At 58.0% G+C, this 16287-nt stretch carries 13 protein-coding genes; 7 read left to right on the top strand and 6 right to left on the bottom strand.

Translation table 11 applies throughout. From position 1 onward, the window contains the following. Window positions 1–72 precede the first annotated feature (72 nt). Together AR456_RS05960 and AR456_RS05955 are read left to right on the top strand one after the other, a co-directional pair. Window positions 73–1668 (top strand): isocitrate lyase, encoded by a 1596-nt coding sequence (locus AR456_RS05960; RefSeq protein WP_021820454.1) that lies wholly within the window; start codon window positions 73–75, stop codon window positions 1666–1668. Window positions 1669–1906: 238 nt separating this feature from the next. Beyond that, window positions 1907–2371 carry an outer membrane lipoprotein gene (locus AR456_RS05955; RefSeq protein ID WP_021820453.1) on the top strand — a complete coding sequence of 155 codons (465 nt, stop codon included), beginning with the start codon at window positions 1907–1909 and terminating at the stop codon, window positions 2369–2371. 149 nt (window positions 2372–2520) lie between these two features. On the opposite strand, the gene AR456_RS05950 is transcribed toward AR456_RS05955, so the two are convergent. Continuing rightward, on the bottom strand, window positions 2521–2805 hold the full coding sequence (locus AR456_RS05950) for a hypothetical protein (protein ID WP_236995545.1): 285 nt from the start codon (window positions 2803–2805) through the stop codon (window positions 2521–2523). Window positions 2806–3014: 209 nt separating this feature from the next. Here AR456_RS05950 and slyD point away from each other — a divergent pair, with 209 nt between their 5' ends. Beyond that, window positions 3015–3497, top strand: coding sequence for a peptidylprolyl isomerase (gene slyD / locus AR456_RS05945; protein WP_021820451.1), 483 nt, complete (start codon window positions 3015–3017; stop codon window positions 3495–3497). 244 nt (window positions 3498–3741) lie between these two features. Here slyD and AR456_RS05940 read toward each other — a convergent pair whose 3' ends face one another. Both AR456_RS05940 and AR456_RS05935 read right to left on the bottom strand, forming a co-directional pair. After that, entirely contained in the window at window positions 3742–4368 is a 627-nt protein-coding gene (locus tag AR456_RS05940; protein WP_021820450.1) for a CDP-alcohol phosphatidyltransferase family protein, read from the bottom strand. 112 nt (window positions 4369–4480) lie between these two features. Continuing rightward, window positions 4481–6643, bottom strand: coding sequence for an FAD-dependent oxidoreductase (locus AR456_RS05935; RefSeq protein WP_031208603.1), 2163 nt, complete (start codon window positions 6641–6643; stop codon window positions 4481–4483). Between the two features lie 251 nt (window positions 6644–6894). Between AR456_RS05935 and msrA the strand changes: the two genes are divergently transcribed. Then, entirely contained in the window at window positions 6895–7533 is a 639-nt protein-coding gene (gene msrA, locus AR456_RS05930; protein ID WP_021820448.1) for a peptide-methionine (S)-S-oxide reductase MsrA, read from the top strand. 40 nt (window positions 7534–7573) lie between these two features. Here the strand turns inward: msrA and AR456_RS05925 are convergent, their stop codons facing one another. After that, window positions 7574–8782, bottom strand: a complete 1209-nt coding sequence (locus AR456_RS05925) for an MFS transporter (protein WP_031208602.1) — start codon at window positions 8780–8782, stop codon at window positions 7574–7576. Window positions 8783–8870: 88 nt separating this feature from the next. Between AR456_RS05925 and AR456_RS05920 the strand changes: the two genes are divergently transcribed. Further along, complete coding sequence (locus AR456_RS05920) at window positions 8871–9758, top strand: LysR family transcriptional regulator (protein WP_021820446.1); 888 nt, start codon at window positions 8871–8873, stop codon at window positions 9756–9758. 103 nt (window positions 9759–9861) lie between these two features. Here AR456_RS05920 and AR456_RS05915 read toward each other — a convergent pair whose 3' ends face one another. Continuing rightward, on the bottom strand, window positions 9862–10476 hold the full coding sequence (locus tag AR456_RS05915; RefSeq protein ID WP_021820445.1) for a C40 family peptidase: 615 nt from the start codon (window positions 10474–10476) through the stop codon (window positions 9862–9864). Window positions 10477–10733: 257 nt separating this feature from the next. After that, window positions 10734–13190 (bottom strand): DUF1266 domain-containing protein, encoded by a 2457-nt coding sequence (locus AR456_RS05910; RefSeq protein WP_021820444.1) that lies wholly within the window; start codon window positions 13188–13190, stop codon window positions 10734–10736. Between the two features lie 241 nt (window positions 13191–13431). Here AR456_RS05910 and AR456_RS05905 point away from each other — a divergent pair, with 241 nt between their 5' ends. Beyond that, window positions 13432–14877, top strand: a complete 1446-nt coding sequence (locus tag AR456_RS05905) for an NAD-dependent succinate-semialdehyde dehydrogenase (RefSeq protein WP_021820443.1) — start codon at window positions 13432–13434, stop codon at window positions 14875–14877. Window positions 14878–14949: 72 nt separating this feature from the next. After that, window positions 14950–16242 carry a 4-aminobutyrate--2-oxoglutarate transaminase gene (gene gabT, locus AR456_RS05900; RefSeq protein ID WP_021820442.1) on the top strand — a complete coding sequence of 431 codons (1293 nt, stop codon included), beginning with the start codon at window positions 14950–14952 and terminating at the stop codon, window positions 16240–16242. Window positions 16243–16287: the final 45 nt, after the last annotated feature.

Below are 16287 nucleotides of genomic sequence, written 5' to 3'. Positions count from 1 at the left end.
CGAGATTACGGCGGCCAGCGGCCCGATTCGCGAACCGCGTTGAGCAATCATGTGATACAGGACGGCCCGACCATGACCTTCAATGAAGAACTCAAGGCACTGACACAACTGCGTGAAGCCCAGCGCGGCCAGTGGGACAACATCGACGCTGCCAGCGCAGCCCGCATGCGCGTCCAGAACCGCTTCCACACCGGCCTGGATATCGCCCGCTACACCGCCGCTATCATGCGCGAGGACATGGCTGCCTACGACGCAGACACCGCCAACTACACCCAGTCACTGGGCTGCTGGCATGGCTTTATCGGTCAGCAGAAGCTGATTTCGATCAAGAAGCACTTTGGCTCCACCAGGCGTCGCTACCTGTACCTGTCCGGCTGGATGGTCGCGGCACTGCGCAGTGAATTCGGTCCACTGCCCGATCAGTCGATGCACGAAAAGACCAGTGTTCCGGCGCTGATCGAGGAGCTGTACACCTTCCTGCGCCAGGCCGACACCTGGGAACTCAACCATCTGTTCCGTGCGCTCGATGAAGCGAAGGCGGCCGGCGACGACAGCAAGATCAAGGACATCACCGCGCAGATCGATAACCACGAGACCCATGTAGTGCCGATCATTGCCGATATCGATGCCGGTTTCGGCAACGCCGAGGCAACCTACCTGCTGGCGAAGAAGATGATCGAGGCTGGTGCCTGCTGTATCCAGCTCGAGAACCAGGTGTCCGACGAGAAACAGTGCGGTCACCAGGATGGCAAGGTCACCGTGCCCCATGAAGACTTCATCGCCAAGATCAATGCCGTTCGCTACGCCTTCCTCGAACTCGGTGTTGACGACGGCGTGATCGTGGCACGCACCGACTCCCTCGGTGCTGGCCTGACTCAGAAGATCGCGGTGACTCAAGAACCTGGCGACCTGGGCGACCAGTACAACAGTTTCCTCGATGGCGATGAAATCAGCTCTGCCGAAGACATCAACAACGGCGATGTGGTGATCAAGCAGAACGGCAAGCTGGTCAAGGTCAAGCGCCTGGCATCTGGCCTCTATCAGTTCAAACAAGGCACCGGTGAAGACCGCGTAATACTCGACTGCATCACCAGCCTGCAGAACGGTGCCGACCTGTTGTGGATCGAGACCGAGAAGCCCCACGTCGGCCAGATTGCCAGCATGGTCAACCGTATCCGTGAAGCGGTACCCAATGCCAAACTGGTCTACAACAACTCTCCGTCCTTCAACTGGACGCTGAACTTCCGCCAACAGGTATTTGATGCCTGGCAGGCCGAAGGCAAGGACGTTTCCCAGTACGAGCGTGCGGACCTGATGAACGCACGCTACGACGAGACCGAACTGGGCCAACTGGCTGACGAGTGGACACGTAACTTCCAGCGCGACTCATCCCGTGAGGCTGGCATCTTCCACCACCTGATCACGCTGCCGACCTATCACACGGCGGCCCTGTCGACCGACAATCTGGCCAAGGGCTACTTCGGCGACGAAGGCATGCTGGCCTATGTGGCGGGTGTTCAGCGTCGCGAGATTCGCGAAGGCATCGCCACCGTCAAGCACCAGGACATGGCCGGTTCCAACATCGGTGATGACCACAAGGAATTCTTCCACGGCGACGCAGCGCTCAAGGCTGGTGGCAAGGACAACACCATGAATCAGTTCGGCTGATAACCAGCCACAACTGCAGCGCATTCGAGGGAGGCCATCGCGCCTCCCTTTTTATTGTCCCGGGACATGCTCCAGCGATTAATCACACCAGAGCCTCTGGTACGGCAGACATTGCGGTGCCAAACTACCCCCCGATAGGGAACCGACCTGGAAAAAACGTGTCGAAATCCGCAATGAAGCATTTTCGAACAGCGTTCACAAACTAGCGACGCTGCATGTCACGCAAGGAGATATTCTCATGACGACCCGCATTCTTCCCGTACTGGCGCTCAGTGTCCTGACTCTGGCGGGCTGTGCCAACACCTCACAGTACTCGGGCAACGTCTATTCTGGCCAGGGCGCTCAGACCGCACAAAGCGTTGAGCTCGGCACCATCTCAGCACTGCGCCAGGTACAGATCCAAGGCGAGTCCTCCGGCATTCTCGGTTCCGGTGGCGGCGCGGTTCTCGGTGGCTTGCTCGGTCACCAGGTCGGCGGTGGCTCCGGCAAGGATATCGCTACCGCAGTGGGCGCTATCGGTGGCGCCGTGGCCGGCAGCAAGGCTGAACAGGCCGCCAACCGTACGGCCGCCTGGGAAATGGAGATCCGCAAGGACAGTGGCCAGACCGTTGTTGTGGTGCAGAAAGCCGATCAAGCCTTCCAGGTGGGCCAGCGTGTGCGTCTGATCGGCAGCGGGTCGCGTCTCAGCGTTGCTCCTTACTGATCATTGCCCTATTTACTGATCCCCGATCTACTGATCCATTCTCCGATACCTGAAACACACGACCCCGCAGCCAAGGCTGCGGGGTCGTGTGTTTCAGTCCAGCATTTCACAAGTGCCGAATCGTCAATGCCGCCCTGCAGGCTCCAGGATCAGTGAAACTTCACCTTACCCATTACCCAGCAGCCCAGCTTGATACCGATCAGCAGCAACAGCCCGATAACCAGCAGCGTCATCAGCATGTCAATCGGCGATACAATCGTGGTAGCGACCAGTACAGCAATCGCTGGGCACCACACCCACCGGTCATCATCACTACGCAGCACGGCCGGGAGTAGACGATCCAGAGCCGCATTGACCGACGAATCCCAGTTCTTGATCAGCAAGGCAAGGATCACGGCAAAGGCAATCAACCAGATCACGGATAACAGCATCATGGACTCCACTGAAGTGACGTAAAGAAGGCTTTGAATGGGAAGCCTGTCAGAGGGTAGCCCCACCGCCAATGGCACGCAACTGCCACAACGCTGAGGTTGAATCTCGCTCAGGCTTTGACATCTCAAACTGAAATTTGTCCCATCCCATGACAGTGCCTTCCCTGACGCGTTACCATGGTTATTTACACGCACTCACCAAAGGTTCACCAATGCAGATTGCGCAGAATTCCGTTGTCGCGTTCCACTACACCCTGACCAACGATGCAGGTGAAGTGCTGGACAGCTCTGAAGGCCGCGAGCCGCTGACCTACCTCCACGGCGCCGGCAACATCATCCCCGGTCTGGAGAAGGAGCTGGAAGGCAAGACAACTGGCGACAAGCTGACTGCCAACGTCTCACCGGCCGAGGGCTATGGTGAAGTTCAGGAGCAACTGGTTCAGGAAGTGCCGCGCGATGCCTTCCAGGGTGTCGAGAGCATCGAATCAGGCATGCAGTTCCAGGCTCAGACTCAAGGTGGACCTTTGATGGTCACCGTGACCAAGGTTGAAGGCGACACCGTCACTGTGGATGGCAACCATCCGCTGGCCGGACAGAACCTCAACTTCGACGTCGAAGTCACTGAAGTTCGCGAAGCGAGCCAGGAAGAGATCGAACACGGTCACGTGCATGGCCCGGAAGGTCACGAGCACTAATATGTCATAAGTGCCCGGGATGTCATAAGTGCCTGATCGCACGTGACAAACCGTAAGCACGTGACAAGCTGCAAGTAAGTGCCAAGGCACGGTTGGTGTGTTTCCAACACCTACTGCACATGCCCAGAGCACCTTACTCACAACCCCTGATGCATTGGCTTGCATCAGGGGTTGTTGTTTTCCAGCATTGTTTACTGGAAATTATTTCTCAGGAATTGTTTCCAGAGCTGTTTCCAGCATTGCCTCAAGAAGTACCGATCACTCCCCTGAGCGTGTAATAACCTCCCCAGATACGGGTGGCCGTGGTCACCAGACAAGCGGCTGCAAAGGCGTAGGCCAACCAGCCAAAGTGCTGTGGCCACAGGCAGAAGGCAATCAGCGCCAACACGGTCTCGGTACCTTCTGTCAGCCCATTCAGGTAATAGAACGCCTTGCGCTGGAAATGCGGGCGCTGCAGATCGTATCGCGCCGCCATGATCGCAAAGGCCAGAAAAGACGTGCCGGTGCCAATGAATGAAAACAGCAATACAGCCGCCGGCAGCGCATTACTCTCGGTATCAGCGAGAGCAAACCCCAACACCACTGCGGCATAGAATACGAAATCCAGCCCGATATCGAGAAACCCACCCGCGTCACTGGTCCGGCCAGACAAGCGCGCCAACGCCCCGTCCAGGCCATCCCCCACTCGGTTCAGCACAATCACCAGCAGCGCCCAGCCATACACCTCCATGGCCAGCAGCGGCAATGCCAGAATACCGACAAGAAAAGAGATCAGCGTCACCTGATCAGGGGTCGCACCATACTGATCAAGAACACGGGCAACCCGTTGCAACGGCTTCTGAGTCAAGGGCATGGCCCAGCGATCAAGCATCAGGTCTCCCCCCCTCGCTGTCTTGTCCACCAACCACCTCGCCCGGTCCTCAGACCGAACGAGGCTGCAGATTCCCGTGCGGAAACCACAGGCCATCCAACCCACTCTTCCATCAATTCCCACCTCGCCGCCACGCGAAGTAGCGCGCGAGATACCCCAGCAGCCTTTCCGGCTTATGGGCATTCTTCCAGACTCCGGCAGTTGCCTTGACCGACTCGGAGTACGTCGGATAGGGATGGATGGTACCGAGCAGCTTGTTGAGTCCGATGCCACGCGTCATGGCCAAGGTGAACTCTGCCAACATCTCGCCCGCCCCAGTACCAACGATAGTGGCTCCGAGAATACGGTCCTTGCCTGGTACGGTCAGAACCTTGATCACTCCGTGGGCATTGCCGTCGGCTATTGCCCTATCCAACTCAGACAACTCATACCGAGTCACCTCATAGGTGACCCCTTGCTGCAGGGCCTCCGTCTCATTGAGACCAACACGGGCAACTTCCGGATCACTGAAGGTCACTGCCGGCAATGCTCGGTAATTGACCGAGAAACGCTTGAACTCACCGAACAGCGCGTTGACCGTTGCGTGCCATGCCTGGTGCGCACTGGCATGGGTCAACTGGAAGGGACCCACCACATCGCCACAGGCCCAGACATTCGGCAACACCGATTGCAGAGCACCATCGACATCCAGCGTGCCGTTGTCGCGTGTGCCGACGCCCAATTCCTCGAGACCCAGCCCTTCCACATTGGCTTGCCGCCCAATGGCCACCAACAGCTCGTCGAACTCGATGGACATCATGCGCGCTTCACCATCCTCAACGACCTCTACTTCGAGCAGATGACCGTCACTACCACCACCGGCAACGACACGCAGTGCCCGCGTCGACAGCTGTACCTGCACACCATCGTCACCAAGCCCCTTCAGCACCCACTCAGCAACATCGGAGTCCTCACGGGGCAGCAACTGACTGCCCATCTCGACCAGGCTGACAGTACTTCCCAATCGCGCAAAGCTCTGTCCCAACTCACAGCCGATTGGCCCACCCCCCAGTACCACGAGGCGCCTGGGTAGAGCGTCCAACTGCCAGAGATTATCCGATGTCAGCACAGCGATATCGTTGATACCCGGCAGGTCGGGAACACGTGGACGTGCCCCGCTGGCAATGATTACATGGCGCGTCGTCAGTTCCTGGTCACCGATGCGTACTCGCCACGGACTCATCAGGCGCGCTTCACCCTCGACCACATCGACTCCCAGACTACGATAACGCTCGGGGCTATCGTGCGGCTCTACGTCACGGATAGCCGTTTGCACATGGCCCATGACCCGCGCGAAATCGACTCTCGGTTCACCAGCCTCAACGCCGAAGCGCGACGCCTGTTGTATTTCCTTGACGGACTTCGCCGCACGAATCAGCGCCTTGGATGGGACACAACCGGTATTCAGGCAGTCGCCGCCCATCCTCCCACGCTCCACCAGCGTTACCCTGGCCCGCACTGCGGCGGCGATATAGCTGGCCACGAGACCTGCTGAGCCAGCGCCGATCACGACAATATCGCGATCGAACGTTGCCGGACGATCATACTGACGTGCCAGCCGACGACGCTTGAGCAGCCCTACCAGAGCACGAGCCAGCCAGGGGAAAACCCCGATCAGCACAAAAGACACCAGCAATCCCGGTGACAGGATGCCCGACAACGAAGATAAACCGCCCAGTTCCCGTCCCGCATTCACGAATACGGCAGTGCCTGGCAGCATGCCAAGCTGGCTAACCCAATAGAAGGTCCGCAGACGCATACGCGTCAGCCCCATCACCAGGTTGATGACAAAGAATGGAAAGATCGGAATCAAGCGCAGCGTAAACAGGTAGAAGGCTCCCTCACGCTTAACTCCAGCATTGATGCGCTTGAGTTGCTGGGAGAATCTCTTCTCCAGGCTATCACGCAACAGCGTCCGGGCCAGAATCGTGGCCAGAGTAGCCCCGATGGTGCTGGCAAAGGAAACCAGTACCAGCCCGGTCCAGAACCCGAACAAGGCGCCTGCGAGTAACGTCAGCAGCGCAGCTCCCGGTAATGACAGGGCAGCCATGACCACATAGATCAGCAGAAAACCACCGGCGACAGTCCACGGAGACTCCTGCCACCAGAGTTGGAACTGCGCCTGCTGTGCCTTGATCGACTCGAGCGTAAAGGCGTCATTGGCGCCACTGAGAAAGAAGGCAACAACCAGGGCGACCAGTATGCCGACCAGTAACCATTTCCTTGTGTTCTTCAACTGCGCCTCCTCGTTCGGCACCAGATAAATCAATGGCAACGCATGACAACAAGAGCAACTTCATCCTTGATCGTCAGCATTGCATCAGTCTACTCATACACTGTCGACAAATGAGGTACTTTCTTTACACCACACCATCGCCTACACAGAAGAATTCGACAGTATCCCGTATGTAAGTTGTGCAAGACTGTAACGACAAAAGGTCATCGCCAGTTTTTCCCGACCACTTGTCTGCAATGGAGTCATTCACTATGCCAGCATTCAAACTTGCCAGCTCCAGCCTGATACTCGCTCTGGCCGGAGGCCTTTCCCTCACCAGCAGCCTGGCCATGGCCGATACACAAAAGGCCGTCTTTGCCGGCGGTTGCTTCTGGTGCATGGAAGAAGCTTTCGACAAGATTGATGGCGTGCTCGAGACTACGTCAGGTTATATCGGTGGTGACACCGATAATCCCACGTACAAGGAAGTAAGCGCAGGAGGCACGCATCACGCCGAAGCCGTGGAGGTGGAATATGATACCGATGTCGTAAACTACGACGACCTGCTCTACGTATTCTGGCGCAACATCGACCCGTTCGTGGAAAACCGTCAGTTCTGCGACTCCGGTGATGCCTATCGCAGCGCACTCTTCCCTATCGATGATGGCCAGCGAGAGAGCGCCGAGGCCAGCAAGGAAGCAATTGCCGAGCTCTTCGACAATCCCATTGTTACCGAAATCAATGCATCGGCTACTTTCTATCCTGCAGAGCAATACCACCAGGACTACTACCAGAAGAATCCCGTGCGCTATCGCCTGTACAAGAATGGTTGCGGTCGCCCTGATCGACTCGAGGAAATCTGGGGAGACGAAGCCTCACCCAGCGTGATTCCAGATCAGTCACACTCCTGATGCACCTCCGGGGCACCGACATCACGCCGGTGCTCCGGACTCAGGGGCTCGCGTCAAGCACCGGCTGCAAAGCTCGAGCCTGACGATGCCTCAACCAGATAGCCAGACCAAGAGTAAAGATCAGCACCAACCACGAGGACAGCGCGATTCCCGCCCAGTGGCGCCATAGCCAGAATGGCTCCATCCATAGTGGCCCAAGGCTTGCCCCGAGGTAATAGAACACCAGATACAGTGCCGAGGCACTGCCACGCGCATGAACCGCCTGACGCCCCACCCACCCCGAAGCTGTGGCATGACAGAGGAAGAAGCCAAAGGCACTGATGGTCAGGCCGACCACGATCAACGGCAGAACCGGGGCCAGCGTAATAGCGGTGCCGCACATCATGATCAGAATACCGGTAAGCATATTACCGGTAGCCGATAGCCGTGCCGCCACACGGGCGGAGATCGAAGAGCCCAGGGTTCCCCCCAGGTAGGTAAGAAACAGCAATCCCAGCCAGTGAGCATCCAGCTCGAAGGGAGCTTCGGCCAGGCGAAACGTCATGTAGCTGTACTGATTGATGAATACCAGAAAGTTGAGACCACCAATCAGATAGGCGCCCAGCAGCAGTGGATTGCGCAAGTGGCCGAGCAAGCTCCCTGCTGCTTGCGTTAACTGAAATGGTTGCGGACGAAAGGAGTCAGCCTGCGGCAACAATCGCCAGAAGATTGCCACCCCCATCAGCGTAATACCACCGATGCTCAGAAAAGCCACCTCAGGACTCCACCAGTCACCGATGGAGCCGCCCAACATTCGTCCACCAATCCCGCCGAGCGTGTTGGCAGCAATATACAGCCCCACTGCCGGGGCAATCGCTGCGGGATGAAACTCGTCCCCCATCCAGGCAATCGCGACCGCCGGTAGCCCACCCAATGCCAACCCCTGCAACGCACGCAGCACCAGTAGACTATTGATGTCCGGAGCCCATGCCAGTAGTAGCGTGACGCCTGCGGCCCCCAGCAACGACAGACGCATGATGCCTCCACGACCAATGGCATCCGACAATGGCCCATAGACCAACAATGAAACCGCCAACGTCAGTGTCGCCAGCGACATCACCAGACCAATCATCAAGGTCGAGACCTGATACCCGGCACGCAACTCCGGCAACAGCGGTTGCGGCGCATACAGGTTGATGAATACCAGCATGGAGCCAAGACAAAGGGCCAGGGTCGCGCGCCACCAGGCGGCGGTTCGAGCTTGAATCATGACAATCTCCGATTGGATAACGGCATGATCCATGTTTCACTTCCATCGTGCCAGCAGAAGGAAATGATGCATTCCATCATGTTTACTTATGACCCACGCTTTCGATCTACGCGCCCTGAAAGTCTTCGTCGCAGTTGTCGAACACGGCAGTTTCAGCGCAGCGGCACGTGCCCAGCACACCGCGCAATCAGCGGTCAGCCAGACCATCGCCGGACTGGAACGACGCCTCGACACACTGCTGTTCCATCGTCAGGATCGCCGAATCTCACTGACACCTGAAGGAGAAGTACTGCTCGACCACGCCCGACGCCTGCTGGCACAGGCGGATGCCACACAACTGGCAATGAGCGAGCTGAAAGGCCTGGTCAAGGGTGAAGTGCGCATCGGCATCCCATCCATGCTCGGCTCCTATTACTTGCCGCCTCTGCTGATGGGCTTCAAGTCCAGCCACCCCGGCATCAGACTTACCGTCATAGAGGCAGGCGCTCGCCGCCTACAGGGGCTGATTGCACAACGACAGCTGGATCTGGGCATCATCGTCGATGATCGAGTCAGTCCGGAGATGGAGTGCCATCCACTCCTGACGGAAGAAATGGTCGTCTGCATGCCTCGCGAGCATCGCTTCGCTGAATTCGACAGTATTCGCCCGGAGGATTTCTTCGCGGAACCTCTGGTGCTGTTCCAGGACGGCTATTTTCATCGTGAGTTTATTGACCACATGGCGGAACGCTTGAACATGCAGCCCGATGTCGCCTTCCAATCCAACCTGATTCCTCTGACCAAAGCTATTGTGCGACAGGGCTTCGGTATCACAACGTTTCTGCGACGGGTTATCGACGAACCAGACCTTCGAGCCGTGTCCTTTTCACCACCCACCTGGCTGACGCTTTCGTTGGCCTGGCAACGTGGCGGCTACTTATCCCGTGCAGAACGCGCTTTTATTGATTACGCCATTGCGCACAGCGACGCCCTATAGAAACCAGTCGATACAAGGAACGGGTAGGGTATGAAGCGCGAATGGCCGGACTCCTTGAGTCCGGCCATTCGGGGGATATCTGCGCATCAAATTCGGAAGAAGCTTATCCGCCGTAGCTGCTGCCATAAGCTAGCTGGCGCAGTGACAGCTCAGTCGGCTCCATCGGGCGGCGAGCCTGCCAATAATAACGCGACCAGTATCGATTATTGAGCTTGGAGATCATTACTCCACGCGAGGATGATGCGTGCAGGAAGCGTCCATCTCCGACATAGATACCAACATGACGGTTGCCGGGAGGACGGAAGAAGACCAGGTCACCGGGCTCAAGCTCGAAGCGCGAAATAGCAACCCCAGTATTCACCTGGCTACCGGTAGTGCGAGGCAGCTCAACCTGGAACGCCTCACTGAAGACATTCTGTACCAGCGCTGAACAATCAATACCACTGAAAGAGGTGCCACCCAGACGATAAGGTGTTCCCGCCCAACGGTCATGTTCATCCATCAAGGCCTCACGAATGGCCCCGGCAGGATTGGTCAGATAGCTGTCCTGTGCAGCCAGTGACTGAGCAGAAGACACCCGGTCAGCTAGCGTCGGCATGCTACGTGAATAGTAGTCGTTGTCCGCCACATCCTTTTGGCTATTGGATGCACAACCGGTCAGAGCCCCTGCTAGAAGAAGAAGTACCGCAGCAGCACCATATGTCGTTACGACACTCATTCGAAAGTAACCCTCGTTCCCTGAGCCAAACCAAACCTCGAGACTCAGTCTCGATGGAGGCCTGAGAGCCGCTGTGGTAGTGACGCGAAAAAATCGAGCATCACTGCCATAGCGCCCCGTAGACTCACTAAATTGGCGTAATGGGCTTTCTCTTTACGGAAAGCCTTCTGAACTTGTCAAGAGATACTAGCCAATATCAAACGATTTGACGATAGCCTGTATCACATTTTTTGGCAATTTCTACCATAGTCTTTTGCTCAATGCAGCGTACGACCATCCCCGGGTAGTGTATCGATATGCAAAGGCGCCCAATGACGAGGACGCGCGCCGGGGAAATCAAGACTCGCCCAGCTCCCGGCGAGAGGTGGAGCCGCAGTCAACCAACTCACCAGTGCCTGGCGGAAACTCGCCAGGAACGCGTCCCGCTCATCGGTTTCGCCCATGAAAAAGGAGAATCCAGCGTAAAGACCCTGAGCATAATCCTGCCAACCGGCATAATGATGTGATGCAAGGTTGTGCGCTCTTTCCAGCAACGACCGAAAGTCATCTACCGACAACCAGCCAAGTTGCCGGCCGGCAATTGCCAGATCGACTGCCTGAGCAAGATCCCAGGCACAAAGATCTGTGTCATTACAGCCTTCGACGTTGTCTCGCACTCGTGTCAGGCGAGCCAGATGGTTACGCTCTTCTTCATTGCATTCGTCCGACTCCAGAGTGGCGATTTCCGAACTCAGACGTGCTTCATTCAGCGTGTAAGGTGCGTAATTGATCTGGTATTCCTGACGGTCCCCTGCCTCGAGCAGAAAGTTGACGAAGTCGATAAGTTCCACAGCACTATGTAGCCCATAGTGACTGTCGATCCAGTCAAGAATGGAGGCTGACTCACGCTCGCTTTCCACGTGCGGCATGTTCCACGCCGCACTGTTGAGCGGACCAACCAGCGATAGTGCAGTGAAATGCGTCAGGCACGGCCGTTCTCCCGGCTCCTGCCACGTCTCACTGGTCCAATCCAACCAGTGGAAAAGACTGCCTGGATCATCAAGGTGCCAGCGAATTTCCTGAGTCAATGCCGGCTGGTCCGGCTCCGGAAGCAAGGCATCCCAGCAGGCCCAGGCCTCCAGAAGACGCTTGGGAGATGAGTAGAATCGGCACAGAACATCCTTGAGACTGACCGCCATCTTCAGCAGTTCTGCGTCATCAAACTGACCACTGTCCATAGACATCAGCAAGTAGAATGCATACTTCTCGGCCATGTGAATGGTGGCCGAATGCCGTGTTGCAGTCGCCAGAGAATCCCGCGCCGAGATATCGTTGGGCGACACACTACCGAAGGGCGTATTGGCAGCCGGTAACGAGCGATGCGAAGCGTCTGCCGCCAACTGATTGAGATGGTGCGCCTGCGCCGGCAGCCAATAACGAACCAATGATCGGGCGCCCTCATCGGCATGCAACTCAAGGCTGTCGACAAGATACTTGCGTGCTTCCAGAGCTCGGCTTTCGGGAACCTCTGGCGTGACTCCCTGGCGCGTCGCCAGTTCAGGCTCACGCACAGCAGCCAGAGCCAATACCCAATGGCGCGCATCCCCCCGCCATTGCCGGATATGTTGCCGCGACGTCTCAAGGCTTTCCGCATCCAACACATCATGCAAGGGCATCCGCCACGGACTGATCGGCGACGTCATCAGCAATTTCCAGTCCTGAGCCAGTATCGGCAAGCGATCCAGCCCCTCGAACAAACTCCGCCCTCTCTGCCAGGAACGGGCCAGAGCACTCCAGTCACTGTAGCGACGCAACACCAGGTCACCAGCATGTGTTGCCAGCAGACGGCTTTCCTGTTCATCCAGCCAGCCAGCACAGAGTCCAGCCCAGGCAAGGTCAATGGCTCGCAACCAGTCCCAGGCGGCCCATTCCAGCGGCTCCCCCTGCTCTACGTATTGGCACAACAAGCGACCGTAGCCACGCTCTTGAGGCCCCAACCCTTCACTCCAGGCGAGTCTTTCCTCGGCGCTGACTGACATCAGTCTTGCGGCATCTATATCCCAACCCTGTCGATCACCCTGGCCACACAGCCAGAAAATGGCGCGTACCAGATCGTCATGACCGTGAATTTGCCACATCTCGCCCAGCCAACCCGTTACATCCTGCCAATCAAGCTCACTCGGAGGAGTCGCCAGCACAGGAGCGAAGCCAGCACGTAGTCGCCAGACACGCTGATCAGGGGCATCTGGCCAGATGGCCGCAGCCGGAGCTGCCGCTAGAGCGGTAACCAGCATGTCCCAGGTGACGCCTTCGTTATCCGCCTCGATCTTCGACAACGCCTGGCAGGACTCGAGCAACCCGCCATCGCCAACCACCCAACCATCCTGGCTACGCGCAGCGCACAGCGCCTGGAGCCAGTCATCGAGATCGGCATAGCGCTCATGAATTGTCCGACAATGAGAATGCCCCCAGCACCGAGCCTGATCATGACTCAGCCAGCCTGCGGCTCCGGCCAGAGCGGATAGCTCCAGACCAGCCAACAGATGGGCAGCAGATACATCCACCTCTGCCCGCTGCTCGACAAGGCGCCAGGCCAATTCACCACGATCCGCCACGCCCAGCGCAGCCAGACGCTCGCGTGCTGCCTCTTCAGACAACATCAGGGGATCAGGCATGAAAGCCCAGTCACACAGCACCAACTGCTGGGCCCACCAGGCATCAACAACGTCAACCAAGGCTCACCTCGCCAATAGGGTCTTTCGGCACCACCGACGCCGAGATTCGGCGGCGCAGGAATTCGGCGACACAGTTTACCTGAAAGCAACCTCCACGCCGATGCCTCGAAACAACCACAACCATAATTTGCTTCATTACGAAGTCGAGAAGGAAAAATTCGTCACGGCCTCTTGGCGCACTGTTTCAAATAATGCACACTCGTCAAACATGACACAACACACCCCTGCTTCGGAGCGCTACATGCCCAGCTATCAGGATCTGATCATCGACAAGGCATTCATCGGCGGCCAGTGGTGTAGCGCCGAGCGTAGCTTTGCCGTTACCGACCCCGCCAACGGCGAAACCCTCGCCCATGTCCCAGAACTCAGTGCCGATCAGGTACGCGATGCCGTCGCCGCCGCCGATGCTGCCTGGCACCCCTGGAAGCGCAAGACGGCCAAGGAGCGCTCTGCTCTCCTGCGGGCCTGGTTCAACGCCATCATGGCCAACCAGCAGGCTCTCGCCGAGTTGATGACCCGCGAGCAGGGTAAGCCACTGGCTGAAGCCATCGGTGAGGTCGCCTACGGAGCGGCATTCGTTGAGTACTACGCCGAAGAAGCCAAGCGTATGGCAGGCGAGACTTTGCCAGGGCATGGCGCCGACAAGCGTATCCTCGTGTTCCGCGAGCCAGTCGGAGTCGTTGCTGCCATCACTCCCTGGAACTTCCCGCTGGCAATGATCACTCGCAAGTGCGCCCCTGCTCTCGCCGCAGGCTGCACCGTTGTAATCAAACCTGCCGAAGCAACGCCTCTGACGGCCCTGGCACTGGCTCGCCTGGCCGAGGAAGTCGGCATTCCCGCAGGTGTGATCAATGTCGTCACTTCCAGCTCACCGCGCGAAGTCGGCCCGGTACTGACTGGCGACGCACGAGTGCGCAAGGTGTCGTTCACCGGCTCCACCGGTGTCGGCAAGATCCTGCTGGCGCAGTGTGCAGACACCGTCAAGAAGGCCTCGATGGAACTGGGCGGCAATGCTCCCTTTATCGTATTCGATGATGCAGACCTCGATGCGGCCGTTGAAGGGGCAGTGGCTTCCAAGTACCGCAACTCCGGTCAGACCTGTGTATGCACCAACCGCCTGCTGGTCCAGGATGGTGTCTATGATGCCTTTGTCGAGAAACTGGCGCGCCGAGTCGCAGAACTCAAGGTCGGCAACGGACTCGAGCCGGGCGTCCTGCAGGGGCCACTGATCAACGCCGCAGCGGTCGACAAGGTGAAGACGCACATCGCCGACGCGGTCGACAAGGGCGCCCAGATTGTGTGTGGTGGCAAACCTCATCAACTCGGTGGCACCTTCTTCGAGCCGACCGTATTGCGTGACGTTACCCCGGAAATGCGTGTCGCCCGTGAAGAAACCTTCGGCCCTCTGGCACCGGTGTTCCGCTTCCACAGCGACGACGAAGCCATCGCCATGGCCAACGATACCGAGTTCGGTCTGGCCGCCTATTTCTATGCCCGCGACTATCGCCGCATCTGGCACACGATGGAAGCGCTGGAGTACGGCATGGTAGCGGTCAACGAAGGTATTCTTTCCACGGAACTCGCGCCCTTTGGTGGCGTCAAGGAGTCAGGGCTGGGACGCGAAGGCTCCAGCCACGGTATGGATGAATACACCGAACTGAAGTACGCCTGCGTCGGCGGGCTGTAAGCCTCTGTATCACGATGCGGGTAGCGACAACAGCAACTACGCTAATCAGTCACCCTCCAGTGGAGACCAGTCATGAACAATGCACAGCTCAACGAACTCAAGGAACGCTACGTCGCCAAAGGCGCAGCCAGCCCAGCCACTGCCTTTGCTGATCGCGCGGAGAACTCTCTGATCTGGGATGCCGACGGCAAGCGCTTCATCGACTTTGCTGGTGGTATCGGCGTTCTCAATATTGGTCACCGTCACCCAAAAGTAGTGCAGGCCGTCAAGGACCAGCTCGACAAGGTCATGCACACCTGCCAGACGGTGATGCCCTATGAAGGCTATGTGAAGGTTGCCGAGAAACTGGCACAGGTCGTGCCGGTACGCGGTGATGCCAAGGTGATGCTGGTCAACTCCGGTGCCGAAGCACTGGAAAATGCCGTCAAGATCGCCCGTGCCGCTACTGGCCGCAACAACGTGATCTGTTTCGACGGCGGCTACCATGGCCGTACCTTCATGACCATGGCCATGAACGGCAAGGTCGCTCCCTATGCCAGCGATTTTGGCACCATGCCCGGCTGCGTGTTCCGCGCGGGCTACCCGGTTCCCGAACACGGCATCAGCGAGGAAGAATCCATCCGCCGTCTGAAGATGGTGCTCAAGACTGACGCCAACCCGCGTGATACTGCGGCTATCGTCCTTGAGCCCGTGCTCGGCGAAGGTGGCTTCTATGCTGCACCTGCCAGCTTCCTGCGCAAGATCCGCGAGATCTGCGACGAGCACGGCATCATGATGATCGTCGACGAGGTACAAAGCGGCTTTGGACGTACCGGCAAGCTGTTTGCCATCGAACACAGCGGCGTCGAGCCGGACCTGATGACCATGGCCAAGAGCATGGCGGCCGGCATGCCAATCTCCGCGATAGTCGGTACTGACAAGCACATGGATGCTTCCGGCGCCAATTCGCTGGGTGGCACCTACGCCGGCAGCCCGGTGTCCTGTGCTGCCACCCTGGCCGTACTGGAAGTGTTCGAAGAGGAAAACATTCTGGCCCGGAGCCAGGCGCTGGGTGACAAGCTGGCCGCACGCTTCGCCAAGTGGGAGCAACGCTTCGATGCCGTGGTCTACCCGCGCAACCTTGGCTCCATGGCCGCCTTCGAACTCAATAATGAGCAGGGTGAACCGGCGCCGGAGCTGGCGGGAGAGCTTTGCAAACGTGCCCGCGAACAGGGTCTGATCCTGTTGTCCTGCGGTATGTTCGGCAACACCATCCGTTTCCTGATGCCGGTCACCATCGAGGACGAGATCCTCGAGGAAGGCATGGCCATCATCGAAAACAGCCTCGAGGCAATGGTCGGTAGCAAGGCCTCCGCGACTGCCTGAGGAGTTTCATCGATCACCAGCATGTGACCTTATGCCACCGGCCTC

Source organism: Halomonas huangheensis, from assembly GCF_001431725.1.
In the GTDB taxonomy this organism is placed as follows: domain Bacteria; phylum Pseudomonadota; class Gammaproteobacteria; order Pseudomonadales; family Halomonadaceae; genus Halomonas; species Halomonas huangheensis.
This window is presented reverse-complemented; position numbering and strand designations above follow the sequence as displayed.

Excerpts from the sequence above, each read along its gene's own strand:
- AR456_RS05950 (WP_236995545.1), bottom strand. The coding sequence starts at position 2,805 with ATGATGCTGTTATCCGTGATCTGGTTGATTGCCTTTGCCGTGATCCTT.
- AR456_RS05905 (WP_021820443.1), top strand. The coding sequence starts at position 13,432 with ATGCCCAGCTATCAGGATCTGATCATCGACAAGGCATTCATCGGCGGC.
- gabT (WP_021820442.1), top strand. The coding sequence starts at position 14,950 with ATGAACAATGCACAGCTCAACGAACTCAAGGAACGCTACGTCGCCAAA.
- AR456_RS05955 (WP_021820453.1), top strand. The coding sequence starts at position 1,907 with ATGACGACCCGCATTCTTCCCGTACTGGCGCTCAGTGTCCTGACTCTG.
- msrA (WP_021820448.1), top strand. The coding sequence starts at position 6,895 with ATGCCAGCATTCAAACTTGCCAGCTCCAGCCTGATACTCGCTCTGGCC.
- AR456_RS05925 (WP_031208602.1), bottom strand. The coding sequence starts at position 8,782 with ATGATTCAAGCTCGAACCGCCGCCTGGTGGCGCGCGACCCTGGCCCTT.
- slyD (WP_021820451.1), top strand. The coding sequence starts at position 3,015 with ATGCAGATTGCGCAGAATTCCGTTGTCGCGTTCCACTACACCCTGACC.
- AR456_RS05940 (WP_021820450.1), bottom strand. The coding sequence starts at position 4,368 with ATGCTTGATCGCTGGGCCATGCCCTTGACTCAGAAGCCGTTGCAACGG.
- AR456_RS05960 (WP_021820454.1), top strand. The coding sequence starts at position 73 with ATGACCTTCAATGAAGAACTCAAGGCACTGACACAACTGCGTGAAGCC.
- AR456_RS05915 (WP_021820445.1), bottom strand. The coding sequence starts at position 10,476 with ATGAGTGTCGTAACGACATATGGTGCTGCTGCGGTACTTCTTCTTCTA.
- AR456_RS05920 (WP_021820446.1), top strand. The coding sequence starts at position 8,871 with ATGACCCACGCTTTCGATCTACGCGCCCTGAAAGTCTTCGTCGCAGTT.